General features: G+C 34.1%; 19 protein-coding genes. 8 read left to right on the top strand and 11 right to left on the bottom strand.

Going from position 1 to position 19,969, the window contains the following annotated elements; translation table 11 throughout:
- Positions 1–44: 44 nt before the first annotated feature.
- From OD917_RS11385 to OD917_RS11365, 5 genes are all read right to left on the bottom strand, one after another.
- Complete coding sequence (locus OD917_RS11385; protein ID WP_263523644.1) at positions 45–587, bottom strand: hypothetical protein; 543 nt, start codon at positions 585–587, stop codon at positions 45–47.
- Between the two features lie 17 nt (positions 588–604).
- Positions 605–1,951, bottom strand: a complete 1,347-nt coding sequence (locus OD917_RS11380) for an ankyrin repeat domain-containing protein (RefSeq protein WP_263523643.1) — start codon at positions 1,949–1,951, stop codon at positions 605–607.
- Positions 1,952–1,986: 35 nt separating this feature from the next.
- On the bottom strand, positions 1,987–3,168 hold the full coding sequence (locus OD917_RS11375) for an ankyrin repeat domain-containing protein (RefSeq protein ID WP_263523642.1): 1,182 nt from the start codon (positions 3,166–3,168) through the stop codon (positions 1,987–1,989).
- Positions 3,169–3,362: 194 nt separating this feature from the next.
- On the bottom strand, positions 3,363–4,142 hold the full coding sequence (locus OD917_RS11370) for a DKNYY domain-containing protein (RefSeq protein WP_263523641.1): 780 nt from the start codon (positions 4,140–4,142) through the stop codon (positions 3,363–3,365).
- Between the two features lie 219 nt (positions 4,143–4,361).
- Complete coding sequence (locus OD917_RS11365; protein WP_263523640.1) at positions 4,362–5,198, bottom strand: hypothetical protein; 837 nt, start codon at positions 5,196–5,198, stop codon at positions 4,362–4,364.
- 372 nt (positions 5,199–5,570) lie between these two features.
- On the opposite strand from OD917_RS11365, the gene OD917_RS11360 reads away from it, so the two are divergent.
- From OD917_RS11360 to OD917_RS11335, 6 genes are all read left to right on the top strand, one after another.
- Positions 5,571–6,965, top strand: a complete 1,395-nt coding sequence (locus tag OD917_RS11360) for a stage 0 sporulation family protein (protein WP_263523639.1) — start codon at positions 5,571–5,573, stop codon at positions 6,963–6,965.
- Positions 6,949–7,428: a gliding motility lipoprotein GldH gene (locus OD917_RS11355; RefSeq protein ID WP_263523638.1), complete on the top strand. Its 480-nt coding sequence runs from the start codon at positions 6,949–6,951 to the stop codon at positions 7,426–7,428. The genes OD917_RS11360 and OD917_RS11355 overlap by 17 nt, the downstream gene beginning before the upstream one ends.
- Positions 7,429–7,437: 9 nt before the next feature.
- Positions 7,438–9,744, top strand: a complete 2,307-nt coding sequence (locus OD917_RS11350; RefSeq protein ID WP_263523636.1) for a penicillin-binding protein 1A — start codon at positions 7,438–7,440, stop codon at positions 9,742–9,744.
- A 166-nt stretch (positions 9,745–9,910) separates the two neighbouring features.
- A complete protein-coding gene (locus OD917_RS11345; RefSeq protein ID WP_263523635.1) occupies positions 9,911–10,612 on the top strand; it encodes a CoA transferase subunit A in 702 nt (233 codons plus the stop codon).
- A gap of 86 nt (positions 10,613–10,698) precedes the next feature.
- Positions 10,699–11,355: a 3-oxoacid CoA-transferase subunit B gene (locus OD917_RS11340; RefSeq protein WP_263523633.1), complete on the top strand. Its 657-nt coding sequence runs from the start codon at positions 10,699–10,701 to the stop codon at positions 11,353–11,355.
- A 169-nt stretch (positions 11,356–11,524) separates the two neighbouring features.
- Positions 11,525–11,965, top strand: a complete 441-nt coding sequence (locus OD917_RS11335) for a hypothetical protein (RefSeq protein WP_263523632.1) — start codon at positions 11,525–11,527, stop codon at positions 11,963–11,965.
- Positions 11,966–12,097: 132 nt separating this feature from the next.
- On the opposite strand, the gene OD917_RS11330 is transcribed toward OD917_RS11335, so the two are convergent.
- Together OD917_RS11330 and OD917_RS11325 are read right to left on the bottom strand one after the other, a co-directional pair.
- Positions 12,098–12,616, bottom strand: a complete 519-nt coding sequence (locus tag OD917_RS11330; RefSeq protein WP_263523631.1) for a DUF6646 family protein — start codon at positions 12,614–12,616, stop codon at positions 12,098–12,100.
- Between the two features lie 50 nt (positions 12,617–12,666).
- Positions 12,667–13,401 (bottom strand): metallophosphoesterase family protein, encoded by a 735-nt coding sequence (locus OD917_RS11325; protein WP_263523630.1) that lies wholly within the window; start codon positions 13,399–13,401, stop codon positions 12,667–12,669.
- Between the two features lie 139 nt (positions 13,402–13,540).
- Here OD917_RS11325 and dinB point away from each other — a divergent pair, with 139 nt between their 5' ends.
- Together dinB and OD917_RS11315 are read left to right on the top strand one after the other, a co-directional pair.
- Positions 13,541–14,623 carry a DNA polymerase IV gene (gene dinB / locus OD917_RS11320; protein WP_263523629.1) on the top strand — a complete coding sequence of 361 codons (1,083 nt, stop codon included), beginning with the start codon at positions 13,541–13,543 and terminating at the stop codon, positions 14,621–14,623.
- 103 nt (positions 14,624–14,726) lie between these two features.
- A complete protein-coding gene (locus OD917_RS11315) occupies positions 14,727–15,227 on the top strand; it encodes a PAS domain-containing protein (RefSeq protein WP_263523628.1) in 501 nt (166 codons plus the stop codon).
- A 146-nt stretch (positions 15,228–15,373) separates the two neighbouring features.
- Here the strand turns inward: OD917_RS11315 and OD917_RS11310 are convergent, their stop codons facing one another.
- The 4 genes from OD917_RS11310 to OD917_RS11295 form a co-directional block, all read right to left on the bottom strand.
- A complete protein-coding gene (locus OD917_RS11310; RefSeq protein ID WP_263523626.1) occupies positions 15,374–16,978 on the bottom strand; it encodes a fumarate hydratase in 1,605 nt (534 codons plus the stop codon).
- 80 nt (positions 16,979–17,058) lie between these two features.
- Complete coding sequence (locus OD917_RS11305) at positions 17,059–17,802, bottom strand: hypothetical protein (RefSeq protein ID WP_263523625.1); 744 nt, start codon at positions 17,800–17,802, stop codon at positions 17,059–17,061.
- 21 nt (positions 17,803–17,823) lie between these two features.
- Complete coding sequence (locus OD917_RS11300; protein WP_263523624.1) at positions 17,824–18,504, bottom strand: hypothetical protein; 681 nt, start codon at positions 18,502–18,504, stop codon at positions 17,824–17,826.
- Positions 18,505–18,523: 19 nt separating this feature from the next.
- The gene (locus OD917_RS11295) at positions 18,524–19,963 is read right to left on the bottom strand and encodes a nucleoside recognition domain-containing protein (RefSeq protein WP_263523623.1); all 1,440 of its coding nucleotides are present in this window, start codon (positions 19,961–19,963) and stop codon (positions 18,524–18,526) included.
- Positions 19,964–19,969: the final 6 nt, after the last annotated feature.

Here is a 19,969-nt window from a genome sequence, read left to right as displayed (position 1 = left end):
TGTAACATTACAAAATAGGGTTTGTTGTTTATAATAAGAGAAATTTAAATTCCAATTTTAGCATTGATATTATGCTTATCCACATAAGTTTGTGCCACATTCATCAATTTGGTAAACTTTGCATCTATATCTTTTTGGGTTAAAGCATCGAAATCAGCAATTGCTTTTTCTATTTGTTCTGGAGAAGCTTTTTCATCTTTCAGTTTGGCAATTGGCAAATAGCCTTCTTTTTGTTTCGCAATTGCATAGGTAAATAAATCTTTTGACGCTTGAAGAAGTTCTTTATTGTCTTCGTCTTCTGGTATGTCCTGAATTGTTTTTAATCGCGCTTCTAAATTGCTAATATCATATTTAAAAGAATCTTGATAAGTAGACGGAATCATCTTTTTTTGAGTTTCATCATAAACTTGTGCTTCAGATTGCAGCTTTTCGTTGATTTCTTTACTTCCAAAACGAGATAATAAATTCGAATTTAAAGCAGCAATTTCAAAGGTTTTTTCTGGTGAAAGGTTGGTACAAGAGGTAGAAACTAAGCTTCCGGCAATTAATACTAAAAATAGAGTTGTGGCATTTAAGATTTTTTTCATTTTGTGTTTATTTATATTTATCCTTTTAAAATTTTACTTTTCTCGACATCAAATTCTTCTGATGTTAAAATTCCGGCGTCTAGAAGTTCTTTCAAATCTAATAAGGCCTTTTTCTTTGCTTCCATCGAATTTGAAACTTCGGCTTTTGGTGCTTCGGGTTGTTGTGGAGTATTTATTGGATTTACAACAGTTCCTGACGGAGCGTATTTCAGAATCAGTTCTGTAATTTCATTAAAGCCTTTTACATTCGAATAATCTATCGCTTTTTGTTCTTTCACGTTTACGATTGATGCATCGGCTTTATTGTCCAATAAATATTTTACAACATCTTTCTTTCCGTTTGCGGCGCTGTAATGAAGTGGCGTATTTCCAGATTCGTCTTGAATATTGATGTTTGCTCCAGCTTCGATAAGCAATTTAACCATGCTTAAGTTCCCTTTTTTGGTTGCGACATGCAGCAGACTTTCTCCTCCATACGTGTATGAACTGTTCAAAGTAAAACTCGATTCGTTTGAAATATTTGTGGCGCTTACAATCCAATCCAAATAATCATTCATAGATGAAGTATCGTTGGCAACAGGTTTGCTGTAGTTCACATCAACTCCATTTTCAAGGAACAAGGCGACAATTTCTTTTTGATTATTCGCGCAAGCGTACCAAATAGGAGAATATCCAGTATTGCTTGAAGTAAATACATCTGCACCTCTTTCAATCAATAATTTAGCTAACATTCTGTTGGTTTCATAACAAGCAATTAAAAGTGCATTTTCGCCAGAATGATTCGCGTGGTTTATATCGGTACCATTATCTAAAAGCAATGTCACCATTGGAATAGATTTGGTATAACAAGCGTAAATAAGTGGTGTATTTCCCTGTTTATCCGTAACGTTAATATCTGCTCCATTGTCTAAAAGCAATTGGATAATTTCTCTATTTAATTTTGCAGAAGCCAATAATAGTGGAGTTTCTCCATTGTTATTCAGTAAATTAACATCTACTCCGGCTTGAAGCAACTTTGTTGCAATTTCGATTTGAGCCGTCTGAACAACTAAATGCAGCAGACTATTTCCGTATTTATCATTCTTCGTGATTTCTGCTCCGTTTTCTAAAAGATGCAGTGCCGTTTGTTTTTGTTTTTGAAGACAGGCAAAATACAAAGGCGTTTCTCCTTGATGATCTTCGTAGTTAATATCGGCACCTTCCTCGATTAGAATTTTCACAATATCGAGATAACCACGGTGTGCGGCATAATGAAGAGCGGTTCTGCCTTGTTCGTCAGTATATTTTACATCTACTTCTTTATTTTGAAGCAGCAATTCGGCTATTTTTCGGTTCCCGTTCTCGCAGGCAACTATAAATGACATTGACATGTTTGGGTAATTTTAAGTAAATGATCGTTTTATTGTTTCATTAAAAGTTCTACGGTTTTAATCTTCAGGTTGTCTTCAGAAGCAAGCATCAAAGCAGTTTCGTCTTTATCGTTTGTAATCGAAATGTCAGCTCCTTGATCTAATAGCAGCTTTACTTTTCTATAAGTTTCTTTTGCCATTTCAGCATCGTAATTAACATTAAAGGCGCAAACTTTATGCAAAATGGTGTTTCCTTGATTGTCTTGTTCATTAACGTCAACTGATCCACTGTCAAGTACCGATTTTAAAATACCCGATTTTTTCTCAACAATGTAATCTATACCCGATTTCGGATTTCCGTAATATTGAGCGCTGTGATTTAAATCGGCTCCATCTGACAATAATCTTTGAAGTGAATTCAGATCATGTTCAGAATCAGACATCATTCGGATAAATTCGGTCAGTAAAGTTCTTCCGTCTTTGTTGATGCTATTGAAGTCAGCTGAAGAAGATTCTGCAAGAAGTTCATACATCGGAATAGAAAATTGCTCACCAACAGCATAATAAAAAGAACTGTTTTCCTGATTGTCTTTTTCATTGGGATCTGCTCCGTTTTCTAATAAAGTTGGAATATATTCTTTTTTGTTTCTTTTGACAGCATACATCAACGGAGTAGTGCCAACCACATTTTTCTCATTGATGTCTACACCGTTTTCTAGAAGTATTTTAATATATTCTTTGCCTTTTTCGGCGTTTAGGGAATAATTATTTACGATTTTATGAATTAGATTTTCCTGCGCATTGTTTTTGTATTGTGCATTGCAAGCGAAATCTTCTATTAGAATTTTAATCAATTCTGGAACTGCTTCTTTTTCGATAGCGTATCCCAATAAAGTCTGATCGCTGATTTCGTCGTTAAAATTGTCCACTTTCCCCATTATTTCTTTGAAAAAAGAAAGGGATTCATCGTCATTTTTTATATTTCGGAAAAGAGAATTGAATATAGATTTGTCAAAACTGTCCAATTCGTAAATATCAGTTTCGATAAAACCCGCTTTTATTAGTCTTTCAATGAAATCAATTTCTTTGGCTTCTATAATTTTGGCAGATATTTGAGAAAAATTGTTTTTAAGATATTGATCGTTAAAGTTTTCTCCGTTATTTAGGCATTCTCTGGCCTCGTCAAATTTTCCCTGAAAAAGGAAATTTTCAATCTGGTTTTGTGTTTGCATTTGAAATATATTTAAAAATGATGATAAGTTTTAATTGCAATTTGGCTTGTAATTGTTGGCTTCGCAAACCATGCTGTAAGATAAAACATAAAAATCGTAAATATATTTTAGGATTAAAATTAAAAAGGGGTTTTTGTGTTAAGAAATAGAGAGAATGAGTATTTTATATTTAGATTTAAGTGTTGAACAAAAGCTTACCAAAGGCCTTCTTTAATAATTTGCTCCAATTCTTCGTGAGATATTACACTACCAGTCATATAACCCCAATTTTTATCTTTGGCATAAGAAAACAATCCTGTGTTTATTGGAATTGACAGTACTTCGAATGTATCTACATCGGCTTGTTTTAGTAAGTTTTTAGTAAAATAAATTCTATTTAGGTCTTGGGAGTAATAGGTGTTTTCATGCAATCTTTTCCATGTTAAGGGATTTGCTTTTGGTAGGCGTGTGCCACCGAAATAAATATGTTTATCATCTTTAGAAAAACATTCATCTATTCGTTTGAAGGTACTTTTGTTTGTACCTTTTATTAAAACCGGTTTGTATGAATAATAATCCATCCACCAGATACCAGATTTATCGCTGCTAAATGATAATTTTGAATTCCTTATTTCGTCACTGCTCGATATATATTCGCAATCTAATATTTCAAAGGTTTGATAATCTAGGTTCTTCACGATACCACCTAGTGAATAAATATTGTTTTTATCTTTAGCAAAGTGATAATTTAATACTATAAAAGTTTTTGGATCCGCGTCTTTGTATATAGAATCAGCTCTGTAACATTTGTTTTTATCTTTTGCAAAACTAAAGCAATATTCAAAGGTTTCGAAGTCTGCATCTTTTATGATATATCCGTTATATAAAATAGTTTTTCCATCTAGTGAATAGTATGTTTCGTCTTTTTCTATGATGCCGACATTTCCAGGTTTTGGTAATGTTACAGTTCTTACTTTTTTCCAGATACTATTCATAATTTGTTTCGTTAAAAAGTTTTTCCCGATTGCGCAGATTTATCTCAGCAAGGATAGCGCGGATTTGCAATCCGTGCCCGCAAAGATTGGTTTATTCTCTTTGTAAATTTAAAAGTACATTAATTTGTGTAACTTTTATTTTAATGATTTGTTTTGCGTCTTACTGTTGCGGGCACGGATTGCAAATCCGCGCTATCGGGTTTTACTATGGGGGTTTTATCAATCAATATATCCTAACTTTTTGCAAGCAGATAAAAAATCCTGTCGAAATGCAGTTGCATTAAATCCATCAAGTTTTTTTTGCTTATTGACTAAAACTTGAGTCGATTCATATAATAACTCAAATATATATGAGCAAATTGATGTTTCAGATGAAAGCTTTCTTAGCTTTTCAAAATCTGGTTTAACACTATAATGACCTACGTTGTAGGAGTATAATTCGGTATGAGATTCTGGATTATCAACTCTTTTTTGAAAACGAAAAGGCCAAGAATCCCTACTTTTTAAATGACTTTCAACTAATTCTAAATCAATCCAAAGATGTTCCAAAATGCCGCCATAATCTCTGTGTAATTCCTCTTCAAGATTAGAGAAATGATCTTCAATGGCATCCGCAACTTTCTTGGTGCTTGAATCCAAAATGTTTGCGTGAAATGTTACTTTTAAAGGTGTTCCAGCGGTTTTTAAACGGCTTTTAGGAAAATCTCTAATTATTCCACTACTAAAGACTCCGTAGGTAGTAAAATGGATAATTTTTGTGCATGATTTATTCATTACACCGATTTCTTTTTTATGCAACATTTTGCCGATTTCTTCGACAACAATTGATTTTGAAACCAATGAACTTTTATTTGATGAAATAAAGAGATAAATTTCATCTTCTTCAAAAGTATTGTTTATTGCTTCATTAACTATTTCAGGATTAAAATCTTGATTAATTCCACAATAGAACCATTTTACTTCACCGTCATTTTGAGCCAATTCGCCATTTTCATTCAACCAGTTTGCCTTGAAAAATTTACTATTGTATAATCTGAATAATTGTTTTGATTCCATTTTTAATTAAAATTTATTTTTTTGGATTTTTCTTTTGAAAGATTATCCTGTTTGTTGACATCTTTTAAATAAATTAAACGCCAATTGCAATTTTCTTTTTGATTTTTAAATTTATCTGCAAAAGTAATTTTAGAAAAAATTAAAAACGACCTTAAGAAGCCATAAAACAAACACAATAAGTCTTTTATTTACAGAAGAATAAATTATTTTCACCAAACAATTTTAAAACGATTATTTTTTAAAATAGCAACATTTTTTATTTAACAACCCTTTAGAACTAATCTATAAATAGCCAAATAAAAAAAATACTATCTTTACCGATCAAACGTTTATGAACTTAAGCTGCGTTTTGGCAGCACTACATATATACTTATGGCATGTACAAGTTGTTCAACCTCAGATGGTGGCGCACCAAAAGGTTGTAAAAATAATGGGACTTGCGGCACCGATAGCTGCAATAAATTGACGGTTTTTGACTGGCTTTCAAACATGAGTCCGTCTAATGGAGAGGCGATTTTTGATTGTGTTGAGGTTCGTTTTAAAAACGGACGTAAGGAATTTTTTAGAAATTCGGAGAAATTAACTTTAAGTATTGGCGATATTGTAGCAACTGTTGCTTCGCCTGGACATGATATTGGAATTGTAACTCTTACAGGAGAATTGGTAAAGATTCAAATGAAGAAAAAAGGGGTGAATTACGAAAGTAACGAGGTTCCAAAAATTTACAGAAAAGCATCTCAAAAAGACATCGATATCTGGTCTGTAGCACGTGATCGTGAAGAACCAATGAAAGTTCGTGCGCGTGAATTGGCAATTCAGCATAAATTGGAAATGAAAATTTCTGATATTGAGTTCCAAGGAGACGGATCAAAAGCGACTTTTTACTACACAGCAAATGATCGTGTCGATTTTAGAATGCTGATTAAAGATTTTGCTAAAGAATTCAGTACGAGAGTAGAAATGAAACAAGTTGGTTTCCGTCAGGAAGCGGCTCGTTTAGGTGGAGTTGGTTCTTGCGGACGTGAACTTTGCTGTTCGACTTGGCTGACCGATTTTAGAAGTGTAAATACTTCTGCGGCACGTTATCAGCAATTATCATTGAATCCGCAGAAATTAGCGGGACAATGCGGAAAATTAAAATGCTGTCTAAACTATGAATTAGACACTTACATGGACGCGTTGAAAGATTTTCCTGATTACGATACAAAACTGATCACTGAAAAAGGAGATGCTGTCTGCCAAAAGCAAGATATTTTTAAAGGATTAATGTGGTTTGCTTACACAAATAATTTCGCAAATTGGCATGTTTTAAAAATTGATCAGGTAAAAGAAATTATTGCTGAGAACAAGCAGAAAAATAAAGTTTCTTCTTTAGAAGATTTCGCTGTTGAGGTTACATCAGAGCCTGAAAAAGACTTCAATAATGCAATGGGTCAAGAGAGTTTAACTCGTTTTGATCAGCCAAAAAGAAAGAAAAAACCAAATCGCAAACGTAAGCAAAATGCAGAGGCGGCTGGTGTTGCGGCTCCAGTGAAGCCACAACAAGAAAAAAATGCCAATAACGCTAAACCAGCAGGAAATAATAATCCGAATAATGGTAATGCGAACAACGGAAATGTGGTTAAACCAAACAATCCAAACAAGCCAAATCATAAGAAAAAGCATAATTCGAACAAAAACAATCCGAATAAGCAAAATTCAAATGAAAATAAACCTGCTGAACCTAGAAAACCAATAACGAATACTAAAAATGAGAATAAAAAATAGCGGAATTCTTCTTTTGGCAGCGATACTTCTTTTTTCTTGCGATAAAAAAAGAGTATTCGATGAGTACAAATCTGTTGGAAGTGCTTGGCACAAAGACAGTATTGTAACTTTTAATCTGCCGGTTTTAGATTCTACAAAAAAATACAATCTGTTTGTAAACATACGAGACAATAACAATTATCCGTTTAATAATTTGTTTTTGATTGTTTCAATGGAATTGCCAAACGGATTTACAAAAGTGGATACCTTAGAATACCAAATGGCTGAGCCAGACGGAACTTTATTAGGTAACGGATTTTCAGATATTAAAGAAAGTAAACTTTATTACAAAGAAGATGTAAAGTTTAGAGGAAATTATAAGGTCCATATCAAACAAGCTGTAAGACAATCAGGTAAAATTCCTGGCGTTGAAGCTTTAGAAGGAATTACAGACGTTGGTTTTAGAATAGAACAAAAAGATTAGATAAATAATATGGCTGCTAAAAAAAACAATCAATCCAATACCGTTAAGGATATTAATTATTACAAAAAGAAATTTTGGCGAATTTTTGCCTACTCTTTACTTGGAGTTTTAGCTTTCTTTTTATTTGCTTCTTGGGGATTATTTGGTTCTATGCCTTCCTTTGAAGATTTAGAAAATCCAGATTCAAATCTTGCTACAGAAATTATCTCTTCTGATGGAGTTGTAATTGGTAAGTATTTCAAAACAAATAGATCTCAGCTTAAATATTCAGATTTGCCTAAAAATTTAGTTGAAGCGCTTGTTGCAACTGAAGACGCACGTTTCTACGAACATTCAGGAATTGACGGACGCGGAACTTTAAGAGCAGTTTTTAGTTTAGGAACAAATGGGGGAGCAAGTACTTTGACGCAACAGCTTGCAAAACAATTATTTCATGGTGAAGGATCTAAGTTTTTACCGTTTAGAATTGTTCAAAAAATTAAAGAATGGATTATTGCTATTCGTCTAGAAAGACAATATACGAAGAATGAAATCTTGGCGATGTATTGTAACGTTTATGATTTCGGAAATTATTCTGTAGGAGTAAGTTCTGCGGCGCAGACTTATTTTTCTAAAGATCCAAAAGACTTGACAGTAGACGAATCAGCTATTTTGGTTGGAATGTTCAAAAACTCAGGTTTATACAATCCAGTTCGTAATCCGCAAGGAGTAAAAAACCGTCGTAATGTGGTTTTGTCTCAAATGGCAAAAGCAAAAATGATTTCAGAATCTGAAAAAGAAAGACTTCAAGCTTTACCAATTACTCTGAAATTTAAATTAGAAAGCCACCGTGAAGGTATGGCAACTTATTTTAGAGAGTATCTTCGTGATTACATGAAAAAATGGGTTACTGAAAACAAAAAACCTGACGGATCGGAATATGATATTTACAAAGACGGTCTTAAAATCTATACTACAATAGATTCTAGAATGCAAACTTATGCTGAAGAAGCTGTTGCGGCACATATGAAAAATTTGCAGGAACAATTTTTTATTGACATGAAAAACAATAAAAATGCTCCTTTCGTGAATATTACGCAAGCAGAAACGGAACGAATCATGATGCAAGCAATGAAGAATTCTGTTCGTTGGGCTCAGATGAAAGATATGGATAAAAGCGAAGATGATATCATTGCTTCGTTCAAAGTAAAAACAAAAATGCGTGTTTTTACATGGAAAGGAGAACGCGATACAATTATGACACCGCTTGATTCTATTCGTTATTACAAACACTTTTTGCAATCTGGTTTAATGGCAATGGAACCTCAAACTGGAGCAATTAAAGCTTGGGTTGGAGGAATCAATTACAAATATTTCCAATACGATCACGTAGGACAAGGAGCAAGACAAGTTGGTTCGACTTTCAAGCCTTTCGTTTATGCAACGGCTATCGAAGAATTAAATATGTCTCCATGTGATTCTATTTTGGATGGGCCTTTCATGATTCATAAAGGACGTCACCACGTTACTGAAGATTGGGAACCAAGAAACTCTGATTACAGATATAGAGGAATGGTTACTTTAAAGCAAGCTTTGGCAGCTTCTATCAATACCGTTTCAGCTAAATTAATTGATAGAACAAGTCCAGAAGCTGTTGTAGAATTGACTAAGAAGCTAGGAGTAAAAACAGAAATTCCAGTTCAGCCTTCAATCGCATTGGGAGCTGTAGATATTACAGTTGAAGACATGGTTGCTGCATATAGTACATTTGCGAACCAAGGAGTTTATGTAAAACCACAGTTTTTAAGCCGAATTGAAAACAAAAGCGGAGAGGTTATTTATGAACCAATTCCAGAGTCTCACGACGTTTTAAATAAAGATATTGCCTTTGCAGTAATCAAATTACTTCAAGGGGTAACTGAAAGTGGTTCTGGTGTGCGTTTACGTACGCAAGGTGGCGGAAGCGGAGACAACCGTTGGACAGGATATCCATACATGTTTACAAACCCAATTGCGGGTAAAACAGGTACAACTCAAAATCAATCTGATGGTTGGTTTATGGGAATGGTTCCGAACTTGGTAACTGGAGTTTGGGTTGGATGCGAAGACCGTTCAGCACGTTTCAAAAGTTTAACTTATGGACAAGGAGCAACTGCCGCTTTACCTGTTTGGGGGTATTTCATGAAAAAGTGTTATGCGGATAAAAACCTTCAGATTTCTAAAGGAGAATTTGAGCGTCCAGCAAACCTTTCAATAAAAGTAGATTGTTATGCTAGGCCAGCCGTAGTAAAAGACACTACACAAACGGAGCAAAATACGGATGAATTCGAATTGTAACAATGTTGCAATAAAACGTATCTAATTATATTTCAATCCCTTTACAACTCTTTTTGAAAGATTAGTAAAGGGATTTTTCTTTTGGTTTTATTTTTACGAAATCGTTATAATTCAATCTAAAAATCTTATTTTTATCAAAAATATTCAGCAATAAAGATAGTTTGTTATGATAACAAAAAAAGTAAATAGCGTTCAGGATGCTATTGACGGAATTAAAAGCGGTATGACCATTATGTTTGGAGGTTTCGGGTTATGTGGTATTCCTGAAAATACAATTGCAGCTTTAGTAAATACTTCGATTTCAGATTTAACTTGTATTTCTAACAACGCAGGAGTCGATGATTTTGGATTGGGATTATTGTTGCAGAAAAAGCAGATCAAAAAGATGATTTCTTCTTATGTGGGCGAAAATGCCGAATTCGAACGTCAGATGCTTTCTGGAGAATTAGAAGTTGAATTAACTCCTCAAGGAACTTTGGCAGAACGCTGTCGTGCGGCTCAAGCTGGAATTCCAGCGTTCTTTACACCAGCAGGTTACGGAACTGAAGTTGCGGAAGGAAAAGAAGCAAGAGAATTCAATGGAAAAATGCATATCATGGAAGAAGCTTTCAAAGCTGACTTTGCCATTGTAAAAGCATGGAAAGGCGATGAAGCGGGAAATCTTATTTTTAAAGGAACTGCTAGAAACTTCAATGCTTGTATGGCAGGTGCTGGAAAAATCACAATTGCAGAAGTCGAAGAATTGGTTCCAGTTGGTTCTTTAGATCCAAATCAGATTCATATTCCGGGAATTATGGTGCAGCGAATTTTTCAAGGAGAAAAATTTGAGAAGAGAATTGAACAACGCACAGTGAGAACTAGAAATTAGATAATGAGAAAATGTGACAATTAGGTAATTAAACACATTGCGTAAAGAATTATCTAATTATCAAATTCTCTAATTGACACATTATTATGGCACTTAATAAAGAAGATATAGCAAAACGAATTGCAAAAGAAGTAAAAGACCGTTATTTCGTAAACCTTGGAATCGGGATTCCGACCTTGGTTGCAAATTATGTTAGGGAAGATATTGCGGTAGAATTCCAAAGCGAAAATGGTGTTCTAGGAATGGGTCCTTTTCCTTTTGAAGGTGAAGAAGATGCCGATATTATCAATGCTGGAAAACAAACCATTACGACACTTCCGGGTGCAAGTTTCTTTGATTCGGCTTTTAGTTTCGGAATGATTCGCAGCCAAAAAGTAGATTTGACCATTCTTGGAGCAATGGAAGTTTCTGAAAATGGAGATATTGCAAACTGGAAAATTCCTGGTAAAATGGTAAAAGGAATGGGAGGCGCAATGGATTTGGTGGCTTCCGCGGAAAATATCATTGTGGCAATGATGCACGTGAACAAAGCAGGAGAGTCAAAAATCTTAAAAAGATGCACTTTGCCATTAACGGGCGTAGGATGCGTTAAAAAGGTTGTAACTGAGCTTGCAGTTCTCGAAGTAACAGAAAAAGGTTTTAAACTCTTAGAACGAGCGCCAGGCATCTCAGTCGAGCACATCATCGCATCAACCGAAGCTGATTTGATTATTGAAGGTGAAATTCCTGAGATGGTGATTTAATTTTAGGTACAAAGGTTCAGAGAGGCAAAGGTTCAAAGTGCAAAGCTGTAAAGTGATTTAAATAGGGAGAACTTCATTAATGGAGTTCTCTTTTTTGTTTTCTGCTAGAGCGTACAATGAAAGCGTAATCTTTTTCTGTACATTTGCTGTGATTTAAAAAAATACGCCTTTGGAAAAGTTTGAAATAGATATTAAATGGGGAAGTTATTTGTTTATAGCAAATGCAGCAATTTCAATCGTAATATCGCTTTTAATGTTGTTGGTTGACTATCAAAGTTTAAGATATTTGTCAAATATTCTTATACTAGTTTTTATCGTTCAATTAATATATTTTACTATTAAATCGATATCGGAAAACAATAAGAATGGTTTAAGTAAAGGTTATAGAAAGTTTTTTGTTTTTGTTAGGCTTTTAATGTTCTTTTACCTTCTGACGTCATTTTTGAATGGGAGTGCAATTACAAGTACAGGTAGCTGGTATTTATCTTTATTTGTACCCTACAGAGAAAAAGATATTTCAGAATTATTAGTAGAAGATGATCCAAAAGAAAATAATGGGATTACACTTAATGAGTTTATTGTCGCATTAAAAAGAAAGTTCAGCAGATAATAAATTCCACATAAAAAATAAAAAAACCGCCTAATTGGCGGTTTTCTATTTATAAAAACTTTGCGACTCTGAGTCTTTGCGAGATTAAAAAACCTTGCAAACTTAGCGTGCTTTGCGGTTAAATACGAATTGTTATAAACTAAATGAAGCTCCTAAACTAAAAGTAGCTTGATTGTTTAAATGATAAAAAGGATCATTTTCTGAACCGTATTTTGCAATTGGAAATCCGATTTCTGTGAAAACACCAAATCCGTCAGTAAAGAAATAACGACCACCAACGTGACCTCCAAAATTATGTAAACCTAAACTTAATCCAGGGTAAACATCTAATTGCTCAACACCAATTACACTAGATAAGTTAGCATTCATTCTTGCTTTTGCATCAAAACGATCTGAGAAATCTGCATCTCCAACGTAATTGCTTCCATGATAATGACCGTTGAAGTTATCAACTCCTAATAAGTAATTTGCAACAAAACCAACAGAGAAATTTTCTCCTAAACCAAAATCAATAGAACCTTGAATTCCAGAACCACCATCTTGTAAATTAGCACCTACGTTTACTCTCGTATCACCTTTTCCTGTAAAAGCGCTTTGTGCATTAATAAATCCGAATGAAACTAAAAATAAAAATGTAATAACCTTTTTCATAAAATTTTTAATATTAATATTTTGCAGGGCAAATGTAAATTTTAAATAAATTAATTCCTACCCTTTTCGTTAAAATACAGTTCATTTAACGGTTCGCTTTGCCAATATTCCTTGGTGTCAACATCAAGAATAGTAAGCGGACCTCTAAATGCTGCGCCCGTATCTACATTCCAAACGCAGGCTTTGTTTATGGGAACAGTTTTTCCTATTCTCGTTACAGGCGTGTGGCCAATATAAACTTCTTTGTAAACGGTAAAACGTTTCGGATAGTGTAAATCATCTTCCTTTAAATTTGGGTCTAATGCAAGAGCTGATTCCCAAAGTGTTCTATCCCAATAAAATAGTTTTGAAAAGTATTCCCATTTCACGCCATTCAAATTGGTGAAACCGGCATGAACAAATAAGCGGTTTTGATCGTCAAGATAATAATCTTGTAGATTTTCTAGAAATTCGATATGAGTTCTTTTTTTCTCTTCAGAGATTTTAGCGTATCCTTCAACAGTTGCTTTTCCGCCATGTTTGTACCACATTTCTTCATCAAAATCATCATGTCTGTTTTCTAGCCAGTCTAATGCCAGCTGATCGTGATTTCCTCTTATGAAGATGCAGTTTTGTTTGCTTTTTAAATCAATCAAATAGTCGATTACTTCAACTGACTGACTCCAGCCGTCAACATAATCGCCCAAAAAAATTAGAGTATCTTCTGTAGTAACTTCGGCTCTTTGTATCACTTGTTCAAGTGCAAGTAATCCGCCATGAATGTCACCTATAACAAATGTTCGCATTATTTAATTTTTCGAGTAGAAGAACAAAAATAGAAAGAATAATTGGTTTGAACTCATCGAATTTCTATTCTTTAAAAATTGATATGATTTATAACTATTTACGGCGCTTTTTTATTGCTTTCCTTTTTAAATTTGCAGCATGTCTGAAACACAAACATATCGAAAAATTATTCATATTGATATGGATGCTTTTTATGCATCGGTAGAGCAGATGGACAATCCAGAGTTAAGAGGGAAACCTGTTGCAGTTGGAGGTTCAGAAAATCGAGGAGTGGTTTCGGCGGCAAGTTACGAGGCTAGAAAATTTGGTGTTCGAAGTGCGATCAGTGGAGTTTTAGCCAAGAAATATTGTCCCGACATTATTTTTGTCCGGCCGAGATTTGATCGGTACAAAGAGATTTCATCCAAAATACATAAAATTTTTCACGATTATACTGATTTGGTTGAGCCTCTTTCGCTTGACGAAGCTTATTTGGATGTTACCAAAAACAAAAAAGGAAATCCAAGCGCTAGTCTTTTGGCCCAGGAAATTCGAGCAAGGATTTTTAATGAAGTAGGTTTAACCGCTTCAGCAGGGATTTCGATAAATAAATTTGTGGCTAAAATTGCCAGCGACTACAACAAACCAAACGGACAGAAAACGGTAAATCCAGATGAAGTTGAAGCTTTTTTGGAAGATTTGCCAATTCGTAAATTCTATGGAGTTGGAAAAGTAACAACCGAAAAAATGTATCAGCTCGGGATTTTTACAGGAACCGACTTGAAAAGTAGATCTTTAGAGTTTTTAGAAAAGCACTTTGGAAAATCTGGTGCGTTTTATTATAACGTAGTTCGAGGTATTCACAACAGCGAAGTAAAATCGTCTAGAATTACAAAATCAGTTGCAGCAGAACATACTTTTGATGTGAATTTGTCTTCTGAAATTTTTATGATGGAACAATTGGAACAAATTGCCGCATCTTTAGAAAAGAGGCTTCAAAGACATAATCTTTCTGGAAAAACAATTACACTGAAAATCAAATACAGTGATTTCTCTCAACAAACAAGAAGTAAAACGCTGCCGTATTTTATTTCAGATAAAAAACTAATTATGGAAAATATAGAAGAGTTATTATATCAAGAAAAAATGAAAGATTCTGTGCGGCTCCTTGGTATTTCATTGAGTAACTTGAATAATGAAGTAAAAAAAGCAGTTGTAGTTCAATTAAAGTTTACATTTTGATAACATTTTCGATATTAAAAATGACAGTCTTCGGGACTAATAGCAAGATTTTTCTTCTATCTTTGAGTAAAAAGATTTATTGATCATTTAAAGTGCCTTTTATATGAAAAATAAAAATGTCGACGATTTCTTAGAGCGAAATACAGTTCCAATCTTAGCATGGGATTTTCACTATGAATATATGAATGAGCTAAAAGGTTTAAGTGCTGATATAAAAAAAGTAAACCAAATTTCGACTGAATTTACTTGGGATGAAAAAAAGCTCAATATCCAGGAAAGAATTAAAAATGAAGTGGTTTTAGTTACAGATTTAGATTTGAGGATCGTTTTCGCGTCAAGCGGAATAAAGAAAATGACAGGTTACAAGGAAGAAGAAATCTTAGGAAAAACACCAAAGATGTTTCAAGGTCCAGCAACTTCACAAAAAGACTTAAAAGAAATCAGAGATGCTGTAAAAAAGAAAATTCCTTTTGCCAAAACCCTCGAAAATTATAGAAAAAACGGCCAAACGTATAAATGCAAAATTGAAGCTTCACCAGTTTATAATCTAAAAGGCGAACTATCTCATTTTATAGCCTTCGAAAAGCAAGACATAAGCGCTTGATGAATTTAACCGCAAAGAACGCAAGGATTTGCGCAAGGTACACTAAGAATAAAAAAACCGTCCTATTTGGACGGTTTTTCGTTTTTATATAAATTTTTCTTTGCGAACTTCGCGTAAACCCTTGCGTTCTTTGCGGTTAAGAAAAATTATAAATTTGCAAAGAAATCATTTCCTTTATCATCTGTAATAATGAAAGCAGGGAAATCTTTAACCGTAATTTTACGAACAGCTTCCATTCCTAATTCTTCAAAATCAACAACTTCTACTTTAAGAATATTGTCTTGAGCCAAAATAGCAGCAGGACCTCCGATAGAACCTAAATAGAATCCGCCATATTTGTTGCAAGCGTCCGTAACTTGTTTAGTACGGTTTCCTTTTGCCAGCATAATCATGCTTCCGCCATTTTTCTGGAATTCATCTACATAAACATCCATACGTCCAGCAGTTGTTGGTCCGAAACTTCCAGAAGCCATTCCGTCTGGAGTTTTTGCAGGACCAGCATAATATACTGGGTGATTTTTGAAATAGTCAGGCATTGGTTTTCCAGCGTCTAACAATTCTTTGATTTTTGCATGAGCAATATCTCTTGCAACAATTACAGTTCCGTTTAATTTTAGACGAGTTTTAACTGGATATTGAGACAGTTTTGCTAGAATATCTGCCATTGGCTGATCCAAATCAATTTCTACAGGAGCTTCTAAATGAGGAGCTGTTTCTGGTAAAAACTGTTTTGGATTTACTTCTAATTGCTCAACGAAGATTCCGTCTTTTGTGATTTTTCCTTTAATATTTCTATCTGCCGAACAAGAAACTCCAAGTCCAACCGGACAAGAAGCCGCGTGACGAGGCAAACGGATTACGCGAACGTCATGTGTGAAATATTTTCCTCCAAATTGCGCTCCAATAGCACTTTCCTGACAGATTTTCTGAACTCTTTCTTCCCATTCAAAATCACGGAAAGCTTGACCAGCCATGTTTCCAGAAGTTGGAAGATGATCATAATATCCTGCAGAAGCTTTTTTAACAGCGCTTAAGTTTGCTTCCGCAGAAGTTCCGCCAATTACCAACGCTAAATGATACGGAGGACAAGCAGAAGTTCCTAAATCTTTGATTTTTGTGCGAATGAATTCGTCAAGCGATTTTTCATTCAATAAAGATTTAGTCTGCTGATATAAATAAGTTTTGTTTGCAGATCCTCCACCTTTTGCCATGAACAAAAAGTCGTAAGAAGTTCCTTTTTTAGCATAAATATCAATTTGCGCCGGAAGATTTGATCCTGAATTTTTCTCTTCAAACATCGAAATTGGAACAATCTGCGAATAACGTAAGTTTCTTTTTTGATAAGTATTAAAAATACCTCGGCTTAACCATTCTGCATCATCAACACCTGTAAAAATGCTTTCGCCTTTTTTAGCCATTACGATCGCAGTTCCAGTATCTTGACAACTTGGAAGTTGACCTTCAGCAGCTACAGATGCATTTTGAAGCAAATTGTAAGCCACGAAACGATCATTATCTGTTGCTTCTGGATCGTCAAGAATTTTTCTTAGTTTTTGTAAATGGCTAGTTCTTAGCATAAATGAAACATCTGTCAATGCTTCTTCGGCTAATAATTCCAAACCTTTTGGGTCAACGGTTAAAACTTCGCGTTCTCCAAATTTTTCAACTTTCACAAAATCAGAAGTGATTTTGCGATACTGCGTATCATCCTTTAAGATCGGGTAAGGATCTTGGTATATAAAATCGATCATTGTTTTGTTTTTTTACAAATTTAGAAATTATTTACCTAAGAAAGAATTTGAATAAGAACTCTTAAACAGTTTTATGCATTTTATTCTGTACTGTTGAATTGATCAAAAGTCATCTTTTTTTCGAAGTAAGGTTTGTCCTTTGCAGATAACAAAATCTTTTTCCATTTACTGTCTTTTAATTCGAAAGATATTGAATCTGAGTGAGAAAGAATTCCCATGTCAAGGTTCTCATCTTCATCCGCAGGTACAAATGCAACAGTCTTGCAATAAAAAGATTTTGGCTCAGATTTGGTTGTAGGATTTACAATTTCGACCCAGCTTCCCCAGCCGCTGTCAGACATTGTGCTCCATTGGTGAACCTTTTGCAATTCTTTGTTTTTTAAATAATACAAGTAATTATCATGCGTATAACCGCAAGCAGGATAACCAACCGAGATTTGTATAAAAGGAGAGTTTTTAGAAGTTTCAGATGTTAACCCATAAGAGGCGATCCATTCAGAACCTTTTTGAAAACCTTTAATTGCAATTCCAGAAGATGCTGTTTTGGTTTTATTCTGATAAAAATCTAATCTGTATTTTACAGTTACAATACTGTCTTTATCTGCCTGCTGGTCTATTAAATTCGCAAGAATATAATCTGTTGTAGATTCTGTGCCGTCAGTGTAAATGGCTACAGTGTCAGTTTTAATGATTTTTTCATCATTTGTAACAGCTACTGTTTCTTGTGGTTCAATAATTTCTGCAATTGGTGGAGCAGCGTCTGTAGGTTTTGTTTTTTGACATCCGATCAAAAGCAATACGAAGAAGAGGGGGGCTAGTTTCATATTTGTAGTGGTTAAGATTATTTATTTTAAAGATATTACGAAAAGCTTCTTTTTTTGGTAAAGTTCGGCTAAAGAAATACTTTCTCCATTGAGGTAGAAAAGCTGGTTTTCGAATTTAACTTCATTAGGATTTATTAGAAAATGATAATTATCTCGATCGTTCAAAACACTTAAATTTTCATAATTTAACTCGATAATTTCAATATAATTTATAATGTCCAATTTATGAGCTTCTTCTAAAGTTATTGAGCTGTCTTCATATCGAAGAGAAAGTTTGTCTCCTCCGCCAGGCATTCCAAACCACGGAATAACTTTTGCAGACATGAGGGAAATATAGTCAGGAAATTTATTAAAGACAAATGGTTTCTTCTCGAAATTTTCAAAAAAATCAGGAAGAGACTTTCTTTCAAACGTTTCATTGTAATCCCAGAAATAAATGCCCTGATTTTGCCAAGAAGGATCTTGCAGGTTTTTTTCGGTATTGTTGTCCCAATAATGCATGAATAATTCACGAGGCAAAAAAGTCAAAATAGAATCATTTATAAGCCAATCAATTTTGTTTGGTTCGAATTGCTTTTCTTCCGATTTTACTTCTTCAACGGGCTTTTTTTCTTCAATAAATGGAGTTTGTTCTAAAATTTGATCTTCTTCTTTGTTTTCGACTTGTTTTTCTTTAGTAAAAATTTTCTTGAATAAATTCATATTTCGTTTTGGGTTTAAATTAAAAAAACCAAGTCGCTACAAAAATCGCAGTAATAACGCAGATCAAATCAACCAAAAGCATTGTGCCTAGTGCATAACGCGTGTTTTTGATATTTACAGATCCAAAATAAACTGCAATTACATAAAAAGTACTTTCTGCACTACATTGGAAAATACTGCTCAGTCTTGCTGTTAAAGAATCTGCTCCAAAAGTATTCATTGAATCAATTAAGAAACCTCTTGATCCAGCAGAACTAAACGGACGAAGCATGGCAACTGGCAATGCATTGGTAATTTCTTTGCTTACACCTAAGTTTGAAAAGATAAATCCGATTCCGTCGCTTATAATTTCAAATAAACCACTATTTCTAAATAGCGAAATTGCAACTAACATCCCTAAAACATAAGGAAAAATAGTTACTCCGGTTTTTACTCCGTTATTGGCTCCAACTACAAAAGTGTCAAATACTGTTGTATTGGCATCTTTGAATTTTTTCTCATGTTTGAATGAGAAGATCAAAGTGAAAACAATAATCGAAAGTAAAATTAATCCCGAAAGGTTAGAAGTAAAGTAGTTTTTTCCAATTAAATCTAAGTGATTCACATACATCAGCAAACCAACAATAGCCGCAATCAAAACCATTAAACCAATAAGAAGCGAAGCACTTTTGAAATTGATTTTTTGTTTGATACCAACAATTAAGAAAGCCGCAATAGTTCCAATAAACGAAGTTATGATACATGGAAGCATTACATCGGCAGGATTACTTGCATTTGCCGCGGCGCGATATCCAATAATCGAAGTTGCAATTAAAGTTAATCCAGAAGCATGAAGACACATAAACATGATTTGCGCATCACTCGCTTTATCTTTTTCTGGGTTTATTTCCTGTAAACTTTCCATTGCTTTCAACCCGAATGGCGTTGCAGCCGAGTCCAATCCGAGGAAATTGGCAGCGAAGTTCAAAGTCATATAGGAAATCGAAGGATGATTTTTAGGAATACTCGGAAAAACTTTCACAAAAACAGGACTCAAAGCTTTTGCCAAGTTTCCAGAAGCTCCAGAAACGATTAAAAGTTCCATTAATCCGCAGAAAAAAGCTAAATAGGCAATAAGCGGCAAAATTAAATCGACCAAAGTGCTTTTGCAAGTTGGCAACAAACCATCCGATTTTTGAAGACCGCTGTAAATTTTAACCGTTTTACTTTTAAAAACGTAAGTCGTGTCGGCATTTAGCGTATCACGATTAATAATCATGGTTTGATCTGGTGCTTTCTTTATGCTGTCTTTGATAAAAGCAGGAAGTTCTTCAACGTATTTTTCAGAAACCAAAACAGGATCGTCTTTCTTTCCATTCAAAACAGAATCAATGGTATAAGTATTGGCAGTAAACAAACTGACTACAATAAAAACAATCGAAGAAATAAAAATCGTTAACCAAAATCTGCTTAATACCATAATTCT

The organism is Flavobacterium sp. SH_e (genome assembly GCF_025717045.1).
Taxonomy (GTDB): domain Bacteria; phylum Bacteroidota; class Bacteroidia; order Flavobacteriales; family Flavobacteriaceae; genus Flavobacterium.
This window is presented reverse-complemented; position numbering and strand designations above follow the sequence as displayed.

What these genes read in the sequence shown, in the direction of transcription:
- OD917_RS11385 (WP_263523644.1), bottom strand. Translation starts at nt 587, where the DNA reads ATGAAAAAAATCTTAAATGCCACAACTCTATTTTTAGTATTAATTGCC.
- OD917_RS11380 (WP_263523643.1), bottom strand. Translation starts at nt 1,951, where the DNA reads ATGTCATTTATAGTTGCCTGCGAGAACGGGAACCGAAAAATAGCCGAA.
- OD917_RS11375 (WP_263523642.1), bottom strand. Translation starts at nt 3,168, where the DNA reads ATGCAAACACAAAACCAGATTGAAAATTTCCTTTTTCAGGGAAAATTT.
- OD917_RS11370 (WP_263523641.1), bottom strand. Translation starts at nt 4,142, where the DNA reads ATGAATAGTATCTGGAAAAAAGTAAGAACTGTAACATTACCAAAACCT.
- OD917_RS11365 (WP_263523640.1), bottom strand. Translation starts at nt 5,198, where the DNA reads ATGGAATCAAAACAATTATTCAGATTATACAATAGTAAATTTTTCAAG.
- OD917_RS11360 (WP_263523639.1), top strand. Translation starts at nt 5,571, where the DNA reads ATGGCATGTACAAGTTGTTCAACCTCAGATGGTGGCGCACCAAAAGGT.
- OD917_RS11355 (WP_263523638.1), top strand. Translation starts at nt 6,949, where the DNA reads ATGAGAATAAAAAATAGCGGAATTCTTCTTTTGGCAGCGATACTTCTT.
- OD917_RS11350 (WP_263523636.1), top strand. Translation starts at nt 7,438, where the DNA reads ATGGCTGCTAAAAAAAACAATCAATCCAATACCGTTAAGGATATTAAT.
- OD917_RS11345 (WP_263523635.1), top strand. Translation starts at nt 9,911, where the DNA reads ATGATAACAAAAAAAGTAAATAGCGTTCAGGATGCTATTGACGGAATT.
- OD917_RS11340 (WP_263523633.1), top strand. Translation starts at nt 10,699, where the DNA reads ATGGCACTTAATAAAGAAGATATAGCAAAACGAATTGCAAAAGAAGTA.
- OD917_RS11330 (WP_263523631.1), bottom strand. Translation starts at nt 12,616, where the DNA reads ATGAAAAAGGTTATTACATTTTTATTTTTAGTTTCATTCGGATTTATT.
- OD917_RS11325 (WP_263523630.1), bottom strand. Translation starts at nt 13,401, where the DNA reads ATGCGAACATTTGTTATAGGTGACATTCATGGCGGATTACTTGCACTT.
- dinB (WP_263523629.1), top strand. Translation starts at nt 13,541, where the DNA reads ATGTCTGAAACACAAACATATCGAAAAATTATTCATATTGATATGGAT.
- OD917_RS11315 (WP_263523628.1), top strand. Translation starts at nt 14,727, where the DNA reads ATGAAAAATAAAAATGTCGACGATTTCTTAGAGCGAAATACAGTTCCA.
- OD917_RS11310 (WP_263523626.1), bottom strand. Translation starts at nt 16,978, where the DNA reads ATGATCGATTTTATATACCAAGATCCTTACCCGATCTTAAAGGATGAT.
- OD917_RS11305 (WP_263523625.1), bottom strand. Translation starts at nt 17,802, where the DNA reads ATGAAACTAGCCCCCCTCTTCTTCGTATTGCTTTTGATCGGATGTCAA.
- OD917_RS11300 (WP_263523624.1), bottom strand. Translation starts at nt 18,504, where the DNA reads ATGAATTTATTCAAGAAAATTTTTACTAAAGAAAAACAAGTCGAAAAC.
- OD917_RS11295 (WP_263523623.1), bottom strand. Translation starts at nt 19,963, where the DNA reads ATGGTATTAAGCAGATTTTGGTTAACGATTTTTATTTCTTCGATTGTT.